The sequence below is a fragment of the Streptomyces sp. NPDC040589 genome (assembly GCF_055594445.1).
The window spans coordinates 1,066,118-1,084,263 of the sequence record NZ_JBVIWP010000003.1 but is presented as its reverse complement, the minus strand read 5'-3'; the positions used below and the strand labels follow the sequence as shown (position 1 = coordinate 1,084,263).

Sequence of the window (18,146 nt, the reverse complement as noted above, 5' to 3'; positions counted from 1 at the left end):
GCACCTCACCGGCTCACACGTCGGTGACGCGCAGCCCGGCGTGCGCCTTGTAGCGACGGTTCACGGAGATCAGGTTCGCCACCAGCGACTCCACCTGGTGGGCGTTGCGCAGCCGCCCCGCGAAGATGCCGCGCATCCCGGGGATACGGCCGGCCAGCGCCTGGACGATCTCGACGTCCGCCCGCACCTCGCCGAGCACCATCACATCGGTGTCGATCTCGTCGATCTCAGGGTCCTGGAGCAGCACGGCCGACAGGTGGTGGAAGGCGGCCGTGACCCGGGAGTCCGGCAGCAGGGCGGCGGCCTGCTCGGCGGCGCTGCCCTCCTCGGGCTTGAGCGCGTAGGCGCCCTTCTTGTCGAAGCCGAGCGGGTTGACGCAGTCGACGACGAGCTTGCCGGACAGTTCCTCGCGCAGGGATTCGAGGGTCTTGCCGTGGCCGTCCCACGGCACGGCGACGATCACGATGTCGCTGCGGCGCGCGGTCTCGGCGTTGTCGGCGCCCTCGACGCCGTGCCCGAGTTCCCCGGCCGCCGCCTGGGCGCGCTCGGCGGCCCGCGAGCCGATGATCACCTTCTGGCCGGCCCGGGCGAGCCGGTAGGCGAGGCCCTTGCCCTGGGGCCCGGTTCCGCCGAGCACACCGACGACGAGTCCGGAGACGTCGGGCAGGTCCCAGGGGTCCTTGGCGGGGGCCTTCTGGGCGTTGTCGGTGGCAGCACTGTCGGTAGAGGTCATGGCCCCGACTCTACGTCCGCGCCGGTGGGCCCGATGTCTCCCCCGGCCGTTCGCCTCTGGCACGGGTGAGCGACCCAACTGCCCGGGCCGGGCGAATCCGTGGCGACTTCCTCCTCGTGCGGGGCAGGCTCGGGCAGGATGCGGTCGCATGGATGCCGTACGGGTCGCGCTGCTGCGGGAAGTGCTCGCCGGGACCGAGTGGCTGGGCGCCACGCGGCGGTTCGCCGGGGCTCTGCGGGGGTCGGTGGTGTCGCACGGGGGCGGGCTGCTGCTCGTCGGCACGCCGGAGTACGAGCCGTGGCATCTGGCCGCGCACCTGGTGGACGAGGCGGCGTGGTCGGGCACGCCGGAGCTGGCCCCGACACTCGTACGGCACGACGCGCACCCCTGCGACCCGGCGCACCTGGCGGTCGGCCTCGGGCGGCTGGAGGCGGCCCGGCGGGGCGAGACACTGCTGGTGGTGTCCCCCGAGGGACCCGGACCCGCCGCGCCACTCCTTGAACGGGTGTCCGACGCCCGCCGCGCCGGTGCGACGGTCCTGGCCCTCGGCCCCGACGCGGGCGAACTGCCGGCGATGGCCCACGAGACCCTGGCCGTCCCCACCGGCTCGGAACTGGACCTGGACACGGTCCAGCACCTGGTCAGCGCGGCGGCCGGCGAGAACGCCCTTCCGACCCCGCGAAGCCGCCACCGCTTCCGGGACAGGGTGTCGAGACTGGCGGAGCATCTGACGGCCCCACCGCCCGCGCGCTGGTGAGTCCGGGCCCGGGAGGGCCTGGCTCGGGAAGCCCCGGCTCGGGAGGGCCCGCCGCACGCACGGTGCGGGGGGGGGCGCGGCCGACGCGTTCCCGCGCCCTCACGCCGGCTCGGGCCGGCCGCGCCGCACCGTCGCCGTCTGCCGACCTGTCGCGGGGAACACCGTCGCGCGCCGCCCCAGGGGGAACCGACGCCGAGCCACCCGGCCCGCGGCGAGCAGCCGGAGCCGGTCGATGGAGGGTGTGCCGTGCGGCCGGTGCCCGGCCGGAGCGCACCGGCGTCCGGGGGCGGCAGCTGCTGCCGCCCCCGGACGCCGGTGTAGATGCTCAGGCGGTGTCGTCCCGGCCGCCCGCCGGGGCGTCGTGCCACTTGGGGTCGTTCTCCCACTGGAGGTTGCGCTCGCGGGCGGTCGCCATCGCGTGTTCGGCCTCCGTGCGGGAGGCGTACGGCCCGAACCGGTCCTTGTTGGGGCACTCCGGCCCCTCCTCGACCTTCTTGTGCTCCAGGCAGTAGTACCACTCACCCGGCTTGCCGACCGTGCGCTTCTTGAACAGGGCCATGACCAGCTCCTCTCGCCATCGACATGTTCCCCCATGGGCGCTGGTTAGACTCGCTGGCATGTCTGGCCAGTCGCTGCTCGCACCGGGGGAGCTGTCCCCCACCCGTTCCGTGCCCGGAAACATCCGTCGCCCCGAGTACGTCGGCAAGCCCGCGCCGACGCCGTACACCGGACCGGAGGTGCAGACCCCCGAGACGATCGAGGCGATGCGCGTCGCCGGCCGGATCGCCGCCCGGGCGATGGCGGAGGCCGCGAAGCTGATCGCCCCCGGGGTGACCACGGACGAGCTGGACAAGGTGGCGCACGCGTACATGTGCGACCACGGCGCCTACCCCTCGACGCTGGGCTACCGCGGCTTCCCGAAGTCGCTGTGCAGCTCGGTCAACGAGGTCATCTGCCACGGCATCCCGGACTCCACCGTCCTGCGCGACGGCGACATCATCAACCTCGACGTGACGGCGTACATCGGCGGCGTGCACGGTGACAACAACGCGACGTACCTGGTGGGCGAGGTCGACGAGGAGTCGCGGCTGCTGGTGGAGCGGACGCGGGAGTCGCTGAACCGCGCGATCAAGGCGGTCCGGCCGGGCCGGCAGATCAACATCATCGGCCGGGTCATCGAGTCGTACGCCAAGCGCTTCGGCTACGGGGTGGTCCGGGACTTCACCGGCCACGGCATCAACAGCTCGTTCCACTCGGGCCTGATCATCCCGCACTACGACTCCCCGCACGCGACGACGCTCATCCAGCCCGGGATGACGTTCACGATCGAGCCGATGCTGACGCTCGGGACGCACGAGTACGACATGTGGGACGACGGCTGGACGGTCGTCACGAAGGACCGCAAGCGGACGGCCCAGTTCGAGCACACGCTGGTGGTGACGGACACGGGCGCGGAGATCCTCACGCTGCCGTAGCACCACCGCACGCACACCGCCGTACGGCCCGCTCTCCTCGGAGGGCGGGCCGTTCCTCATGTCCGCAGGTTTTTACCGACGCCGCGTCGGGAAGTTTACCGACAGCAGGTCGGCAAGGTCATTGACTTAGGTTAGCCTAACCATAGAAAGTATCGCCCATGGATTCCTTCTCGACCCTCATTCGGACCGCTTCCCGAGAGCAGCACGAGGAGGTCAGGGGCTCGACCTTCATGAGCGACCTGATGGGGCACAAACTGGGCGTCGACGCGTTCGCGCGCTACACGGAGCAGCTCTGGTTCGTGTACGGGGCGCTGGAGTCGGGGGCCGCGCAGCTGGCGGCCGACCCGGTGGCCGGCCCGTTCGTCCGCCCGGAGCTCTTCCGTATGGCCTCACTGGAGCAGGACCTGGAGTATCTGCGCGGCCCCGGCTGGCGGTCGGGGATCAGCGCGCTGCCCGCCACGCTGGAGTACGCGGAGCGGATCACCGAGTGCGCCCGCGCCTGGCCGGCCGGCTATGTCGCGCACCACTACACCCGCTACCTCGGTGACCTCTCCGGCGGGCAGATCATCCGCGACACGGCCGAGAAGGCGTGGGGTTTCCCGAAGAAGGGCGACGGGGTCCGCTTCTACGTCTTCGAGCAGATCCCCAACCCGGCCGCCTTCAAGCGGAGTTACTGCGCGCTGCTGGACGCGGTGCCCGGTGACGAGCTGGAGCGGCAGCGGGCCGTGGCCGAGTGCAAGCGGGCGTACGCGCTGAACAACGCGGTGTTCCAGGCGCTGGGCGCGGAGTTCCCGTTGTCGGCGTAGGACCGCGAGACCTCCGTCCGTTCAGCGTTCGAGGTGGACCCGGCCGCCGACCTCGGTCCAGCCGCCCGGCTGGGGCGCGGTCAGGAGCTGGGAGCCGGCGCCCTGGGTGATGTTGAGGGCCCGGCCCAGCCGGTCGGTGAGCAGCAGGGCGGCCGCCCCGGTCGCCTCGTCCTCGTCGATGCCGTCGCCGCGGCCGGGGAAGGCCCGGGCGCGGACCCGGCCGGCGGGCTCGTCCTCCCAGGCCCAGGCGTAGACCCACTCCCCCGGCGGCGGTACGGCCAGATCGTCGACCTCGGCGGCGCTGCCGTACTGCCGCAGGGTGCGCGGCGGCACCCACTCCGCCCGCGCCTCGATCCAGCAGAACTCGCCGTCCTGCCGGGCACCGACCACCCCGGCGGGGACGACCAGTTCGGGCACGTCGAGCAGCCACGCCGTCCCGACGCAGGGATGCCCCGCGAAGGGCAGCCGCAGGGTCGGCGTGTAGATGTCGATCACGCCGCGCTCGGGATCGTCGACGAACACGGTCTCGCTGAAGCCGAGTTTCGCGGCGAACTCCTGCCGCTCGCTCTCCTCGGGCAGCACCGAACCCTCGCGAACGACCCCGAGTTCATTGCCGTATCCACCGCGCGGCCCGCAGAAGACACGGAGTACGTCGTAGTCAGTCACGAGGGCATTCTGCCTTGAACTTCTCACCGCCACGACGACCGACAGAGAGCGCAGGCAAGGCTGGATGACCGTCCTGGAGAGGCCCACCACGAGCGCCCCGGGGGAGAGCCCGCCCCGAAGACGCCGTACGACGACGTGACTGCTGACCGCCGGTCTGGTCGCGGCCCTTCTCGTCCTGGTCCCGGTCGCCGCCGGCACCGGGCTGTGCCGGTCAAGGGCGCACGCCGGTGACGCGGTGGTCGTGGTGGTGCACGACCTGGGGCTCGCCGCTGCCCATGCGCACCGGGTCGCGCTTCTGTACGCCGGTCGCGTCGCGGCGGACGGTCCGCCTGCCGAGGTCTTCTCCGAAGGACTGCTGTCCGAGGTCTACGACCAGCCCGTCGAGGTCCTCCCACACCCCCGGACGGGAGCGCTCCTGGTGACCCCCCGACGAGAGCCTTGACCTCTCCTTGACTCATTCTTGAGGGCGATTTTGAGCCACTTAGGTAATCCTTATGTGGCCCTTAGGTGAGCCTCACCTTCCCTTCCTTGGAGCCCTCATGCGACCCGCCAGACCCGCTTCCCTCGCGATCGCCGTCGCGGCGGCCCTGACCGCCGTCACCGGCTGCACCGAGAAGAGCAACGCCAAGGACGGCGACCAGGTCGTCCACGTCACGGCGACGGACGACAAGTGCGAGGTGTCGAAGAAGGAGTTCCCGGCCGGGCACGTCGAGCTGGCCGTCGAGAACAAGGGTTCCAAGGTCACCGAGGTCTACGTCCTCTTCCCCGACGACCGCGTGGTCACCGAGCGGGAGAACATAGGCCCCGGCACCAAGCAGCGCGTCACCGCCGAGGTGAAGGCCGGCGACTACCAGATCGCCTGCAAGCCCGGCATGAAGGGCAAGGGCATCCGCCAGGCCGTCAAGGTCACCGGCGGCAAGGCCGTCCAGCGCGACCCGCGCCTGGACAAGGCCGTCGCGGCCTACCGCGCCTACGCCCAGACCCAGGCCGACGAGACGCTGCCCAAGGCCGAGACGTTCGCACAGGACGTCAAGGACGGCGACCTCGACGCCGCGAAGAAGGCGTACGCCCCCTCCCGCATCGGCTGGGAGCGCACCGAGCCGGTCGCCGAGTCCTTCGGCGACATCGACCCGAAGGTGGACGTCCGCGAGGACGGTCTGGAGGACGGCCAGGACCCGGCCACCGACTGGACCGGCTGGCACCGCCTGGAGAAGGCCCTCTGGCAGGACAAGAAGATCGGCGACCGCGAGAAGGAACTCGCCGATCAGCTGATCACCGACCTGAAGGACTGGCAGAAGCGGGTCGGCAAGGCCGAGATCACCCCCACCTCCATGGCCAACGGCGCCAAGGAACTCCTCGACGAGGTCGCCACCGGCAAGGTCACCGGCGAAGAGGAGCGCTACTCGCACACCGACCTGGTCGACTTCAAGGCCAACGTCGAGGGGGCGCAGCAGTCGTACGAGCTGCTGAAGCCGGTCGCCAAGGAGAACGACGCGGCCCTCGTCACCGAACTGGACAAGCAGTTCGGGGCCCTGAACACCCTGCTCGACAAGTACCGCCCGAACACCACGTCGTACGACTTCACCTCGTACGACAAGGTCGGCAAGGCCGACCGCAAGGAGCTGTCGGACGCGGTGAACGCCCTGGCGGAGCCGCTCTCGAAGCTCGCCGCAGCGGTCGCCGAGTAACGGGACGCCACCATGACGGACACCAACACACAGCCCCCTTCCCGCCGTTCGCTGCTCGGCTGGGGCGGCGCGGGCCTCGCGCTCGGTGCCGCCGCGGCCGGCGGAGCGGTCGCGATGGCCCGCGACGACGACGAAGCCCCAGCAGGCCCCGGAGCCGCGGTCCCCTTCCACGGCACGCACCAGGCGGGCATCGCCACCCCGGTACAGGATCGCCTGCACTTCGCCGCGTTCGACGTGACGACCGACGACCGCGCGCAGTTCGTCCAGTTGCTGAAGGACTGGACGGACGCGGCCCGGCGGATGACGGCCGGACACCCGGTGGGCGAGGGCGCCTACGGCGGTCTGCCCGAGGCGCCCCCCGACGACACGGGCGAGGCCCTGGGCCTCAGGCCCTCCCGCCTGACGCTCACGATCGGCTTCGGCCCGTCCCTCTTCAAGAAGTTCGACCTCGCGGATCACCGCCCCGAGGCCCTGGTCGACCTGCCGAAGTTCGCGGGCGACAACCTCGACGAGGCCCGCAGCGGCGGAGACCTGTGTATCCAGGCCTGCGCGGACGACCCCCAGGTCGCCGTGCACGCCGTCCGCAACCTGGCCCGTATCGGATTCGGCAAGGTGGTCATCCGCTGGTCGCAGCTCGGCTTCGGCAAGACGTCGTCGACGACGCCCGAGGCGCAGACCCCGCGCAACCTGATGGGCTTCAAGGACGGCACGCGCAACATAGCGGGCACGGAGACGGACCGTCTGCGCAAGCACGTCTGGGTGTCCGAGAAGGCCGGCCCGGCCTGGATGACAGGCGGCTCCTACCTCGTCGCCCGCCGCATCCGTATGCACGTCGAGCCATGGGACCGCACCTCTCTCCAGGAGCAGGAGGACATCTTCGGCCGCGACAAGGGCGAGGGAGCCCCGGTCGGCAAGGCGAAGGAGCGCGACGAGCCGTTCCTGAAGGCGATGAAGCCCGACGCGCACGTCCGGCTCGCGCACCCCGACTCCAACCAGGGGGCGACGATCCTGCGCCGGGGCTACTCCTTCACCGACGGCACGGACGGTCTGGGCCGCCTGGACGCGGGCCTGTTCTTCCTGGCCTACCAGCGGGACGTCCGCGAGGGCTTCATCCCGATCCAGCGCAACCTGGCCACGGACGCGCTCAACGAGTACATCCAGCACGTGGGTTCGGCGCTCTTCGCGGTCCCGCCGGGAGTCCGCGACAAGGACGACTGGTGGGGCCGGACGCTGTTCTCCGGGGAGGCGGCGTAGACCCGATGTTCTCCAACTATCTGATCGGCCTGCGTGAGGGGCTGGAGGCGAGCCTGGTCGTCTGCATCCTCATCGCCTACCTGGTCAAGACGGACCGCAGGGACGCCCTGAAGCCGATCTGGACCGGCATCGGCGTGGCGGTGGCCCTCGCGCTCGGCTTCGGCTGCGTGCTCGAATTCGGCTCCCAGGAGCTGACGTTCCAGGCCCAGGAGGCGCTGGGCGGCTCCCTGTCGATCCTCGCGGTCGGCCTGGTGACGTGGATGGTGTTCTGGATGCGCCGCACGGCCCGCCATCTCAAGTCGGAGCTGCACGGCAGGCTGGACGCGGCCCTGGCGATGGGCACGGGCGCGCTGGTCGCCACGGCCTTCCTCGCGGTCGGCCGGGAGGGCCTGGAAACGGCCCTGTTCGTCTGGGCCTCGGTCCACGCGGCGAGCGACGGCACGCCGCGGCCGCTGGTCGGTGTGGGTCTGGGCCTTGCGACAGCGGTCGCTCTGGGCTGGCTGTTCTACCGGGGCGCGCTGCGCATCAACCTGGCGAAGTTCTTCACGTGGACCGGCGGCATGCTCGTGGTCGTCGCCGCGGGCGTCTTGGCGTACGGCTTCCACGACCTCCAGGAGGCCGACTTCCTGCCCGGCCTCACGAACAAGGCCTTCGACATCTCCGGCACGATCCCTCCGGACAGCTGGTACGGCACGCTCCTCAAGGGCGTGTTCAACTTCCAGCCCGACCCGACGGTCCTCCAGGTGACGGTGTGGCTCCTGTACCTGATCCCGACCCTGGCACTGTTCCTGGCGCCAACGGGCCTCCGACAACGCCGGACGCCGACAACGGCGGCCCGCGACAGCTGAGGCCGGGTGGGTGCGCAGCTCGGCGCGACGAGGTGCCGCTGCGCCCACCCGTGCCGCCCCTAGCGGCACGCATGCCCGCAGCGGCGGGGGGGGGACTACGCAAGGGGACGTGTCGGGGGGTGTCCGCCCGCAGCGGTTGGCGCGTCAACGAACAGTCAGTCGGCGTCCAACCCCATCGCGCCGTTCCGAGGACGGACACCCCCCGGCGCGGCCCCGACCCACCACCGGCGAGCAGGCGCACCCACCCCGCCCCGACCGCCGGAGGCACCCGGTAGGGTTCGCCTCCGGAAAGGGGAAGGTGAAGGCACCCGATGATCAGGGATCGCGACCCTCGAACACTCCGCACGCTTGGCCGGAGGACCCTCATATCGGCCTCGGTGACCGCTTTGTCGTTGACGGCGAGCGGATGCGTCGTCGTGCACGGCGAACGGGAGATCCTCCCGGCGACCACCCGCGCCGAAGCCGCCAAGGCGCTCCAGGAGTTCACGACCGCGTACAACGACGCCGACAAGGCCTACGACGCCTCCCTGGACGCCGAGCACACCACCGGCGCCCTCGCCGACATCGACTCGGCTCGTCTGGAGGCCGGCCAGAAGAACAACCCGGGCGGCAACCCGAACCACTCGCCGCTGAAGCTGACGGACGCGAAGTTCACGATCCCGAAGAAGGCCGGCTGGCCCCGCTGGTTCGTCGTCGACGCTGCCGGCAACAAGGGCGGCACCGCCCGCTGGCTGCTCGTGTTCACCCGCAGCAGCCTCGACGACCCGTTCCAGGTCGCGTACCTGACCCTCGTCGCCCCCGGCAAGGTCCCGGAGTTCAAGAAGGACGCGGACGGCTGGGCCGAGCCGGTCCCCGTGAACTCGACGAGCGTGGCGGCGAAGCCGGGCGATCTGAGCCAGACGTACACGACGTACCTCAAGAACGGCGGGACCGCCTTCGCGGACGGCGCGCACACCAGCCAGTGGCGTGCCCTGCGCGAGAAGAACACCAAGAGGCCTGGCCTGGTCACCCAGTACATCGACGAGCCGCTGACGAACGGCGACTACGGACCGCTGGCGCTGCGCACGACGGACGGCGGCGCACTGGTGTTCTTCACCACGCGGCACTACGAGAAGCAGACTGCCTACGCGGGCACGACGTTCCCGACCCCGAACAAGGACGTGCTCGCCCTGACGAAGGGCGAGATCAAGCAGTCCCTCACGCTGGAGTTCGTCTCCAACGAGGTGGCGCTGGATCCCAAGGGCCAGGGCAAGGTGACGATCCTGGGCCGGATCCAGGGAATGACCTCCGCGGAGGGCTCGTAGCGCAGGGCCTAGGGCGACTCAGGGCCTCAGCGTCGGGAAGGCCACGCCGACCCCGCGGAGTCGGCGTCGACGTACCGGCCGCAGACCTCGGTGAGCACCTCCAGCAGGCTCAACGGGTCCGGCAGCTCATGCTCGGGCCCGCGCACCCACCGCACCGCCCGGCCGTCGCCGGGCAGCCGGGCCGGCGGCACGAGGACGTAGGAGCCACGGCAGTGCCAGCGCAGCCCGGGGTGCTCGTCCGCCGTCTCGGGGTGGCAGTCCAGCTCGCACGGCCACCACTCGTCCTCGTCCTCCGGCGTCCCGCGGGTGAGGGTGAAGAAGAGCATGCGGCCGTCGTCGCTCTCGGCGACCGGACCGACCTCGACACCCTCCGCGAGCAGTCGCTCCAACGCGTCGCGACCGGCATCCAGGGGCACGTCGAGGACGTCGTGCACCATGCCGGTCGCGGTGATGAAGTTGGCTTCGGGCTGGTGGCGGGCCCAGCGCTCGATCTGGGCGCGGTCGGTGGTGGACTGCGTCTGCCAGGCGAAGGACACGGGGTGCCGGGCCGGGGTGGGACAGCCGACGCGGTCGCAGGAGCAGCGGTAGCCGGCCGGGTGGGCCGCGGGCGCGAGGGGCAGTCCCGCCCCGGCGGCGGCGAGCAGCAGGGCCTCACGGCCGCCGTCACCGGCGGTCTCCTTCGGCCGGCGCCCGGCGCGCAGCCACTGGGTGAGTTTGCCCTGCAGGCCGGTCCGACCGCCGAACTCCGCGCTCATCTATCCCCTCGCCTCGCTGTCGTGCGGAACAGCATGCCCTATGGTCCCATCTTCCCGCGCACCGGGGGGCCAGTGCCCACATCCGGGGCAGGAGCTATGAGACGGGTACCGGTGGGGCGAGCGAGGCATATGCCGCACCGAGATCGGTGTCATTGCCCGCTTTGACCTGATATGGCGACCTACCGTATCGCCATGGGCACAACGATCGCGCTGACGGGCCTGGCCACCGCGGCTTCCGTGGTCGCGCTGACCCTCACGGCACACGACACCGCCCCGATGCCGCTGGAGTGGGGCACCGGCCCGCTGACGGTGGCGGCACTCCCCCGGATCACGTACGTCGCACACCGCGGCGGCGCCCACGAGGTCCCCGAGAACAGCATGTCGGGGCTGATGTCCGCCTACGGGCGCGGTACGGCGCAGGTGCTGGACTTCGACACGCGGCTGCTGCGCGACGGCACGCCGGTGGTGTTCCACGACGAGACCCTGAACCGCACGACCTACCTGGGCGGCGAGGTGCGCGGCCTGGACGCCCGGGAGTGGCAGGGCGTACGGCTGCGCCCGAGGGACGTGCTGCCCGGGAGCTGGCGGTCGGAGCGGCCGCCGACGGTCGCGGAGGTCCTGGACCGTTTCGGCGGGCGGATCGTGCTGATGCTGGAGGCGAAGGATCCGCGGAGCCTGAACCGGCTGGCCGGCCTGATCCGGGCCCGTGGCCTGGCCCGCTCGGTCTTCGTGAACTCCAACGACCCCGGGGTGGCCCGGCGCGCCCACCGCCTCGGCCTGCTCACCCAGCTGTGGCGCTCGGCGCGGCAGCTGCGCACGGACCGCCCGGAGCGCTGGCGGTCGTACGTCGACCTGCTGGACGTGGACCACCGGGCGCGCGACGCGGACCTGACGCGGGCGGTGAACTCGGGGATCGCGCGGGTGTGGGCGCACACGGTGGTGACGGACGCGCAGCGGGACCGGGTGCTGGCGCTGGGGTGCACCGGGGTGATCACGGACGCGCCGGGGCGGCTGGCGCGCATCGCCGAGCTGCAGGCCCGGCAGGCCCGGGAGGCCAGGCAGGACGCCCAGCGGGACGCCCGGAGGGCCCTTCAGCGGGGCGCGAGGCCGTGGAGGGCGTAGTCGACGAGGGTGTCGGTGTACTCGTAGGAGATCGGGCCGGTGTACTGGAGCCAGCGCTGGGCGAGGGGGGAGACCCAGAGTTCGAGGGCGATGCGCGGGTCCACGTCCGGGCGGACCTGGCCGGCCTCCTGCGCGGAGCGCACCCGGTCGGCGTACATCTGGAGCGACGGTTCGAGGAGCTTGGCCACGGCGATGCGGCCCAGCTGCTCGTCGACCACTCCCTCGGCGGCCAGGGCGCGGGACGGGCCCTCGAAGCGGGGGTCCCGGAGCTGGTCGACGGTGAGGCGCAGGACGGCCTTGAGGTCGGCGGCGAGGTCACCGGTGTCCGGGATGGCGAACTCGTACTCCGGGCCCGCGTCCCGGGAGGCCTGTTCGCTCAGGTCGAGGAAGGCCTCCAGCAGGACATCGGCCTTGGAGGACCACCACCGGTAGATCGTCTGCTTGCCGACACCGGCCCGGGCGGCGATGCCCTCGATCGTGGTCTTGGGGTAGCCGACCTCCGCGACGAGCGTGAGGGCGGCGTCGTAGATGGCGCGACGGGACCTCTCGCTGCGCCGGGTGGAGTCGGGGGCGGGCTGCGCGGGCTTCTTCAGGCTCATGGCTCGAACTTATCAGGTTGACAAGACGGTGCGTCTCGCCTGACAGTGGTGAAGGTAAGCCGCGAGACGAAACGTCTCGTTACATCGTCATCGTACTCAGGAGAGGAGCCTCGACATGACCCGAGGCGGAGCCGGAAACATGCTGGGCGTCGGCGGATCTCGCAAGAACCTCGGCCGCAACGCGCTGCGCGGCGGCGGCCGGGGCGGCCGGATCGGCGGCGGTCTCGACCCGCAGGCCCAGAAGCGCGAACTGCTGCGCAAGCTCCAGGAGAAGCGACAGCAACAGCGCGAAGGACAGGAGGGCGGTACGACCGACCGGTCGTCGTGAGCCTCCCCCGCCCGGGGGAGACCGTCCCCTCGCGCGCGGGATCCTCCCGGGACGTCCGGCGGATGTACTGAAGCGGTCGTGACACCGCGACGGAACCGCGACCGACGGACACCCGGGAGGAAACACGATGGGCGTGTGGACGAGACGACGGCTGCTCACCTCGGCGGTCTCTGCGGCGGGCCTCGCCGCCACGGCGGCCGTACCCGCGCGGGCGGCGGCCGGAAGACCCGGGCCGGGGGACGCCGACATCGCGGACACCCTGCGGGCGCTGCCCGGACTGCGGCTGATCGAGGAGCGGCAGGACGCCGAACCGGGGTACCGCCACTTCGTCCTGGGCCTGCGCCAGCCGGTCGACCACACCGACCCCGCGGCCGGCACCTTCGAGCAGCGCCTCACCCTGCTCCACACCGCCGCCGACCGGCCCACGGTGCTGTTCAGCACCGGCTACCACGCGGTCCTCACCCCTCGGCGGACCGAGCCGGCGACGCTGCTGGGCGCCAACCAACTCCAGGTGGAACACCGCTACTTCGGCACCTCACGCCCGGCGGAAACCGGCTACACCCACCTCACCATCCGCCAGGCCGCCGACGACCACCACCGCGTCGTCCGCCTCTTCCGCCGGGTCTACCCGGGCGCGTGGCTCTCCACCGGCAGCAGCAAGGGCGGCATGACGAGCGTCTACCACCGCCGCTTCCACCCCGCTGACGTGGACGGCACGGTGGTCTACTCGGCCCCGAACAACGTCGACGACCGCGAGGACTCCGCCTGCCTGCGCTTCCTGGAGACGGTCGGCGCCGCCCCCGACCGTGAGGCCGTCAAGGCCGCCCAGCGTCGAATGCTGCTGCACCGGGCCGAGTTGGCCGCCCGCTACGAGGCCTGGGCGTCCGCCACCGGCGACACCTTCCGTATCGTCGGCAGCGCCGACAAGGCGTTCGAAATCGCCGTGCTGCGTGTCCTGTTCATGTTCTGGCAGCGCGCGACGCCGGCCGGCATCGCCGCGATCCCCGGCCCGCAGGCGACGGCCGACGAGCTGTACACGTGGCTGGACCGCTGGGCGGGGCTGTCCCTGTACGCCGACAACTCCGCGCGGAACTACATCCCGTACTGGTACCAGATCGGCACACAGCTGGGGTACGGCGATGTCCCCACCGCCCACCTGAAGGATCTGCTGCGCCACCCGGGCGGCATCGAGGCGCGCAACTTCGTCCCCCGGGACATCCCGCTGCGTTTCGACTCCGCCGCGATGCCGGACATCGACCGCTGGGTCCGCCGCCGCGGCAGCCGGCTGCTGTTCGTCAACAGCGCCCAGGACCCGGCCGTGGCCGAGCACTTCCGGCCCGGGGGCCCCGACGCGCGGATGCTGTGGGTGCCGGGCGGCAATCACAGCGTCGACATCGCGGACCTGCCCCCCGCCGACCGGTCGTCGGCGGAGGACACGTTGCGCCGCTGGGTCGGTCAGGAGTACTTCACGCAGACGTTGGGCACGTAGCCCACGGTGCCGCGGTAGTTGACCTTGCGCCAGTAGTGGTAGCTCTTGATCCCGCAGGCGTCCTTGTACGAGCCGCCGTCGACACCCTTGATGTCACAGCCCTTGGTGCCCTTGTACCAGAGGCGCAGGATGGTCGACTTGGTGCTGGCCGACTTGCGGACGTTGACGTTCGACAGCGCCGTGAGGCTCTTGCACTTCGCGGTGGCCGCGACGGTCGTCATGTCGTCGCTCTGTACGGTCGCCGTGCCGGAGGCACTCGGCACCAGCCCGGCCAGGGCCAGGGTCGCGACCGCCACCGGAGCGATCAGAAGCTTCTTCAAAGGGTTCTCCCGTTTTTGGTACGTCATGCTCACGCCCATGGGCGCGAGTTGATCTTAGGCGTACCTGACAGGGGGCCGATGATCAGGGTGCGGGCGGCCAGGCGTCACCCCAGTGAGCGTCGCGTGCGGCCTTGTACAGGTCGCCGTGGCGCTTGGTGACGGTGGCGCGGTTCAGGGACGGCTCGGTCTCGCAGAGCTCGAGGAGGACCTGGCCCTTGCGGATCTGGGGCTTGCGTACGACGCGTGCGGGGGCCGCTTCGACGGGGAAGCGGGCGGCGGCGACGTAGCTGAACTTCTCGTCCTCGTAGGGGAGGGAGCCGCCCTTGACCTGGCGGTGCAGGGAGGAACGGCTGACCCGGGCGGAGAAGTGGCACCAGTCCGTGCCCGGGGCGATGGGGCAGGCCGCGCTGTGCGGGCAGGGGGCGGCGATGTGGAAGCCGGCGGCGATCAGCCGGTCGCGGGCCTCGATGACGCGGGCGTAGCCGTCGGGGGTGCCGGGTTCGACGATCACGACGGCCTGCGCGGCGGTCGCCGCGGCGTCGACGAGGGCGGTGCGGTCGGGGGCGGTCAGCTCGTTGAGGACGTAGGAGACCGTGACGAGATCCGTGCTCTCCAGGGTGAGCGCCGTTCCGATCCGAGAGCGCTGCCACCGCACGTCCCGCAGGGCCGGGTTGGCCGCGGCGATCTCCCGGCCGAGGGCCAGCGCGGGCTCGGCCCAGTCGAGCACGGTGACGGGCCGCTCCCCGTCCCAGGTCGCTGTCACGGCCCAGGCCGCGGCGCCGGTACCCCCGCCGACGTCCAGATGCCCGCCGGGCGCCCACTCGGGCACGGCATCCGCGAACCCCTGGAGCGCCGACCGCACCGCCTCGAAGGTCGCGGGCATCCGGTAGGCCGCGTAGGCGGCGACATCGGCCCGGTCCCGGAGGATGGGAGCGTCGGTGGGGGTGGCCCCTCGATAGCTGGCGATCAGCCGCTCGACCGCCCGCGCGGCCTGCCGGGGCGGCAGCCCGTCGAGCAGACCGGCGAGAGCGGTGCGGAGGGTTTCGGCGGCCGGGGGTGCGGGGGCGTTCACCCGGTGATTCTACGAGGGGCGGGGAGGGAGGGAGAGAGCGGTGCTCGTGCAGGAGGACGGGGCTCGCGCGGCAGGGGGCTCGCGCGAAGAAGACCGGCCGAGCGGCCAAGCGGCACCCGCCAGCCGAGCGCCCACCGGGCCGAAGAACCGACCTCACACACCGGCCCACCGCCCGCTTCCGCGGCCAGCGCCCTCCACACGCGGGAGAACGGACGTGGAGAGCGAGGCTCGCGCGGAGAACACCGGCCGAGCGGGCAAGCGGCACCCGCCAGCCGAGCACCCACCGGGCCGAAGAACCGACACGCTCGTTTCCAGAGGCACCACTATCCACACGGCGTGGGAGCGGCGCTCACGCTCGCCGTATGAGAGCACTGCCCTCCCGGGAGAGCAGCGCTCTCATATCCCCCGTACCGCCCGAGCCACCCGCGCCCCCGCAGCAGCCCTGGGCGCGTTGTCCGGGCGGCGGCGGCGCGGATGGACCGCGTTCGTCAGGAGGATCAGGAACGTGTCCGTCGCCGGGTCCAGGACGAGGGACGTGCCGGTGAAGCCCGTGTGGCCGGCCGCGCCCCGGCCCGCCAGGTCACCCATGAACCACGGCTGGTCGAGGGAGAAGCCGAGGCCGGGCGGGGTGAAGAGGAGCTCGACGAAGTCGGGGCCGAGGATGCGGGCGGGGCCGTGGGAGCCGCCGGCGAGGAGGGTGCGGCAGAACACCGCGAGGTCCCGGCCCGTGGAGAACAGGCCCGCGTGACCCGCCACGCCGCCCAGCGCCCAGGCGTTCTCGTCGTGGACCTCGCCCCGCAGCATCCCCCGGTCCGCCTTGGCCCACGGCCGCCGCTGGTCCTCCGTCGCCGCCGCCCCGGGGCACGGCCCGAACTCCGTCGCCGTCATGCCCAGCGGCCGGGTGATGCCGTCGCGGACGAGGACGTCGAGCGTGCGGCCGGTGACGCGTTCCAGGACGTACTGGAGGAGGAGCATGTTCAGGTCGGAGTAGCAGTACGTGCCGGGTACGCCGACCGGCGCCTCCGCCTGGAGCATCGCCAGCCGGTGCGCGGCGTCGGCGCAGTCGTACAGCGGGAGTTCGGGCCGCAGCCCGGAGGTGTGGGTGAGCAGCTGCCGTACGGTGACGCCGTGCCGGGCCGCCCCCGTGAAGTCGGGCAGATACGCCCCCACCTTCGCGTCGATGCCCAGCGTGCCGCGCTCGATCTGCTGCACGGCGGCCACGGACGTGAACAGTTTCGTCAGGGACGCCAGGTCGAAGGGTGTGCCGACGGTCATCGGGACCCGGTCCTCGGCGGGGAGCTCCACACCGGCGTCGGCGTCCTCGTCGTAGGCCGAGTACCGCACGGCCCAGCCCGCCGCCTCCTCCACCGCGATCACCGGGCCGCGCCCGACGACCAGGACCGCGCCCGGTGCCCAGGGACGCTGCCCGGTGGTGAGGACGTGGACCTCCCGGACGAGATGACGCAGTTCCTCGGGGTCGAGTCCGGCCCGTTCCGGCGTGCCGTCGCGCAGTCTCGGTGCGCTCAGCTGTCCGCTCCCTCCGCGCTCGCGGTCCTGCTCTCCGTCTTCGAGGACTTCGAGGTCTTCGAGGTCCTCCAGGGTCGGCACATTCCCATGAAGCAGGCCACTGCCACCAGTGCGGCGGCCAGTTGGACGACGGCCATCGGGACGGCAGTGTCCTCGCCTGCGACGCCGACGAGCGGGGAGGCGATCGCGCCGATGAGGAACGACGACGTGCCGAGCAGGGCGGACGCGGAGCCCGCGTTGTGCTTGGTGCGCATCAGGGCGAGAGCCTGGGTGTTGGGCAGGGTGATGCCCATCGCGGACATCAGCACGAAGAGCGCGACGGCGACGGGGGCGAGACCGACCTCGCCGAACACGCCCGTGGACATCAGCAGCAGCGCGGTCGCGGCGGCGATGACGATCGTCAGGCCGATGCCCAGCACCCGGTCCAGGCTGACCCGGCCGACCAGGATCTTGCCGTTGATCTGGCCGACGAGGACAAGACCGACGGAGTTGACGCCGAACAGCAGGCTGAACGTCTGCGGGGAGGCGCCGTAGATCTCCTGGATGACGAAGGGGGACGCCGAGATGTAGGCGAAGAGCGAGGCGAAGGCGAAGCCGCCGGTGAGGGTGTAGCCGGCGAAGGACCGGTCGGCGAGCAGACCGCGCATCGCGCGCAGGGCCTCGCCGACGCCGCCGCTGTGGCGCTCGGCGGGCGGCAGGGTCTCGGGCAGCTTCGTCCAGACCAGGACGCCGATCGCGATGCCGATGACGGTGAGGACGACGAACACGCCCCGCCAGTCCGTCACGCGCAGCACCTGTCCGCCGATCAGCGGCGCCACGATCGGGGCGACCCCGGAGATCAGCATCAGGGTGGAGAAGAAGCGGGCCATGGCCATGCCGTCGTAGAGGTCGCGGACGACGGCCCGGGCGATGACGATCGCGGCGGCGCCCGCGAGGCCCTGGGCCAGCCGGAAGGCGACCAGGAGCTCGACGGTCGGGGCGAGCGCGCACAGGACGGTGGCGACGACGAAGACGGCGAGCCCGGCGAGCAGCGGGCGGCGGCGCCCCCAGCGGTCACTCATCGGCCCGACGACGAGCTGGCCGAGCGCCATGCCGGCCAGGCAGGCGGTGAGCGTGAGCTGGACGGTCGCGGCGGGCGCGTGCAGGGAGCGGGTGACCTCCGGCAGCGACGGGAGGTACATGTCCATCGCCAGCGGCGGTACGGCCGTCAGGCTGCCGAGGAGGAAGGTGACGAGGAGCCCGGTGCGGCGGTGCGGTGTGAGGTCGGGCCGCTCCGTCCCGGCTGCGGCCCCCTGCGCGGTGTTCGATATGGACGCCCCACCCTCGGGCATGAGTCCCTCCCTGTTCGATTCGATCGCCCCCTATGCTCTCAGCTCGTACGGACTGCTCGGGGTCACAAGGTG

Annotated in this window: 19 protein-coding genes and 1 pseudogene; 11 read left to right on the top strand and 9 right to left on the bottom strand. The window is 71.8% G+C overall.

The features are described from left to right. Positions 1–13: 13 nt before the first annotated feature. Entirely contained in the window at positions 14–733 is a 720-nt protein-coding gene (npdG, locus tag ACZ58V_RS17330) for an NADPH-dependent F420 reductase (RefSeq protein ID WP_468190756.1), read from the bottom strand. 148 nt (positions 734–881) lie between these two features. On the opposite strand from npdG, the gene ACZ58V_RS17325 reads away from it, so the two are divergent. Continuing rightward, positions 882–1,490 carry a hypothetical protein gene (locus tag ACZ58V_RS17325; RefSeq protein WP_468190758.1) on the top strand — a complete coding sequence of 203 codons (609 nt, stop codon included), beginning with the start codon at positions 882–884 and terminating at the stop codon, positions 1,488–1,490. A gap of 325 nt (positions 1,491–1,815) precedes the next feature. Here the strand turns inward: ACZ58V_RS17325 and ACZ58V_RS17320 are convergent, their stop codons facing one another. Further along, complete coding sequence (locus tag ACZ58V_RS17320) at positions 1,816–2,049, bottom strand: hypothetical protein (protein WP_184596201.1); 234 nt, start codon at positions 2,047–2,049, stop codon at positions 1,816–1,818. Positions 2,050–2,107: 58 nt separating this feature from the next. Between ACZ58V_RS17320 and map the strand changes: the two genes are divergently transcribed. Next, positions 2,108–2,965, top strand: a complete 858-nt coding sequence (map, locus tag ACZ58V_RS17315; protein ID WP_468190762.1) for a type I methionyl aminopeptidase — start codon at positions 2,108–2,110, stop codon at positions 2,963–2,965. A 158-nt stretch (positions 2,966–3,123) separates the two neighbouring features. Beyond that, complete coding sequence (locus ACZ58V_RS17310) at positions 3,124–3,771, top strand: biliverdin-producing heme oxygenase (protein ID WP_471290635.1); 648 nt, start codon at positions 3,124–3,126, stop codon at positions 3,769–3,771. Between the two features lie 21 nt (positions 3,772–3,792). Here ACZ58V_RS17310 and ACZ58V_RS17305 read toward each other — a convergent pair whose 3' ends face one another. Beyond that, entirely contained in the window at positions 3,793–4,437 is a 645-nt protein-coding gene (locus ACZ58V_RS17305; RefSeq protein ID WP_399019440.1) for a PhzF family phenazine biosynthesis protein, read from the bottom strand. Between the two features lie 202 nt (positions 4,438–4,639). Here ACZ58V_RS17305 and ACZ58V_RS17300 point away from each other — a divergent pair. The 5 genes and pseudogenes from ACZ58V_RS17300 to ACZ58V_RS17280 all read left to right on the top strand — a co-directional run. Further along, positions 4,640–4,879: pseudogene (locus ACZ58V_RS17300) on the top strand (hemin ABC transporter ATP-binding protein); the annotation flags it as partial. Between the two features lie 97 nt (positions 4,880–4,976). Then, the gene (gene efeO / locus ACZ58V_RS17295; RefSeq protein WP_471290634.1) at positions 4,977–6,125 is read left to right on the top strand and encodes an iron uptake system protein EfeO; all 1,149 of its coding nucleotides are present in this window, start codon (positions 4,977–4,979) and stop codon (positions 6,123–6,125) included. 12 nt (positions 6,126–6,137) lie between these two features. After that, positions 6,138–7,379 (top strand): iron uptake transporter deferrochelatase/peroxidase subunit, encoded by a 1,242-nt coding sequence (gene efeB, locus ACZ58V_RS17290; RefSeq protein ID WP_471290633.1) that lies wholly within the window; start codon positions 6,138–6,140, stop codon positions 7,377–7,379. 5 nt (positions 7,380–7,384) lie between these two features. Then, positions 7,385–8,227, top strand: a complete 843-nt coding sequence (efeU, locus tag ACZ58V_RS17285; protein WP_471290632.1) for an iron uptake transporter permease EfeU — start codon at positions 7,385–7,387, stop codon at positions 8,225–8,227. A 311-nt stretch (positions 8,228–8,538) separates the two neighbouring features. Then, positions 8,539–9,531, top strand: coding sequence for an SCO2278 family lipoprotein (locus ACZ58V_RS17280; protein ID WP_468190771.1), 993 nt, complete (start codon positions 8,539–8,541; stop codon positions 9,529–9,531). 26 nt (positions 9,532–9,557) lie between these two features. Here the strand turns inward: ACZ58V_RS17280 and ACZ58V_RS17275 are convergent, their stop codons facing one another. Then, positions 9,558–10,286, bottom strand: coding sequence for a bifunctional DNA primase/polymerase (locus ACZ58V_RS17275; protein WP_189724703.1), 729 nt, complete (start codon positions 10,284–10,286; stop codon positions 9,558–9,560). A gap of 192 nt (positions 10,287–10,478) precedes the next feature. Between ACZ58V_RS17275 and ACZ58V_RS17270 the strand changes: the two genes are divergently transcribed. Further along, complete coding sequence (locus ACZ58V_RS17270; RefSeq protein WP_468190774.1) at positions 10,479–11,408, top strand: glycerophosphodiester phosphodiesterase; 930 nt, start codon at positions 10,479–10,481, stop codon at positions 11,406–11,408. On the opposite strand, the gene ACZ58V_RS17265 is transcribed toward ACZ58V_RS17270, so the two are convergent. Beyond that, positions 11,378–12,007 carry a TetR/AcrR family transcriptional regulator gene (locus ACZ58V_RS17265; protein ID WP_468190775.1) on the bottom strand — a complete coding sequence of 210 codons (630 nt, stop codon included), beginning with the start codon at positions 12,005–12,007 and terminating at the stop codon, positions 11,378–11,380. The two genes, ACZ58V_RS17270 and ACZ58V_RS17265, sit on opposite strands and share 31 nt — an antisense overlap. Before the next feature lie 115 nt (positions 12,008–12,122). Between ACZ58V_RS17265 and ACZ58V_RS17260 the strand changes: the two genes are divergently transcribed. Both ACZ58V_RS17260 and ACZ58V_RS17255 read left to right on the top strand, forming a co-directional pair. After that, the gene (locus tag ACZ58V_RS17260) at positions 12,123–12,335 is read left to right on the top strand and encodes a DUF6243 family protein (protein ID WP_193477643.1); all 213 of its coding nucleotides are present in this window, start codon (positions 12,123–12,125) and stop codon (positions 12,333–12,335) included. Between the two features lie 127 nt (positions 12,336–12,462). Beyond that, positions 12,463–13,824: a S28 family serine protease gene (locus tag ACZ58V_RS17255; protein WP_468190777.1), complete on the top strand. Its 1,362-nt coding sequence runs from the start codon at positions 12,463–12,465 to the stop codon at positions 13,822–13,824. Here the strand turns inward: ACZ58V_RS17255 and ACZ58V_RS17250 are convergent. The 4 genes from ACZ58V_RS17250 to ACZ58V_RS17235 form a co-directional block, all read right to left on the bottom strand. Then, on the bottom strand, positions 13,791–14,144 hold the full coding sequence (locus tag ACZ58V_RS17250; protein ID WP_189724708.1) for a hypothetical protein: 354 nt from the start codon (positions 14,142–14,144) through the stop codon (positions 13,791–13,793). The genes ACZ58V_RS17255 and ACZ58V_RS17250 overlap by 34 nt on opposite strands. An 82-nt stretch (positions 14,145–14,226) precedes the next feature. Continuing rightward, complete coding sequence (locus ACZ58V_RS17245; RefSeq protein WP_471290631.1) at positions 14,227–15,216, bottom strand: small ribosomal subunit Rsm22 family protein; 990 nt, start codon at positions 15,214–15,216, stop codon at positions 14,227–14,229. Positions 15,217–15,612: 396 nt separating this feature from the next. Further along, positions 15,613–16,815, bottom strand: a complete 1,203-nt coding sequence (locus tag ACZ58V_RS17240) for a serine hydrolase domain-containing protein (RefSeq protein WP_468191738.1) — start codon at positions 16,813–16,815, stop codon at positions 15,613–15,615. Further along, positions 16,740–18,074 (bottom strand): multidrug effflux MFS transporter, encoded by a 1,335-nt coding sequence (locus ACZ58V_RS17235; RefSeq protein ID WP_468190781.1) that lies wholly within the window; start codon positions 18,072–18,074, stop codon positions 16,740–16,742. Before ACZ58V_RS17235 ends, ACZ58V_RS17240 begins: the two co-directional genes overlap by 76 nt. Positions 18,075–18,146: the final 72 nt, after the last annotated feature.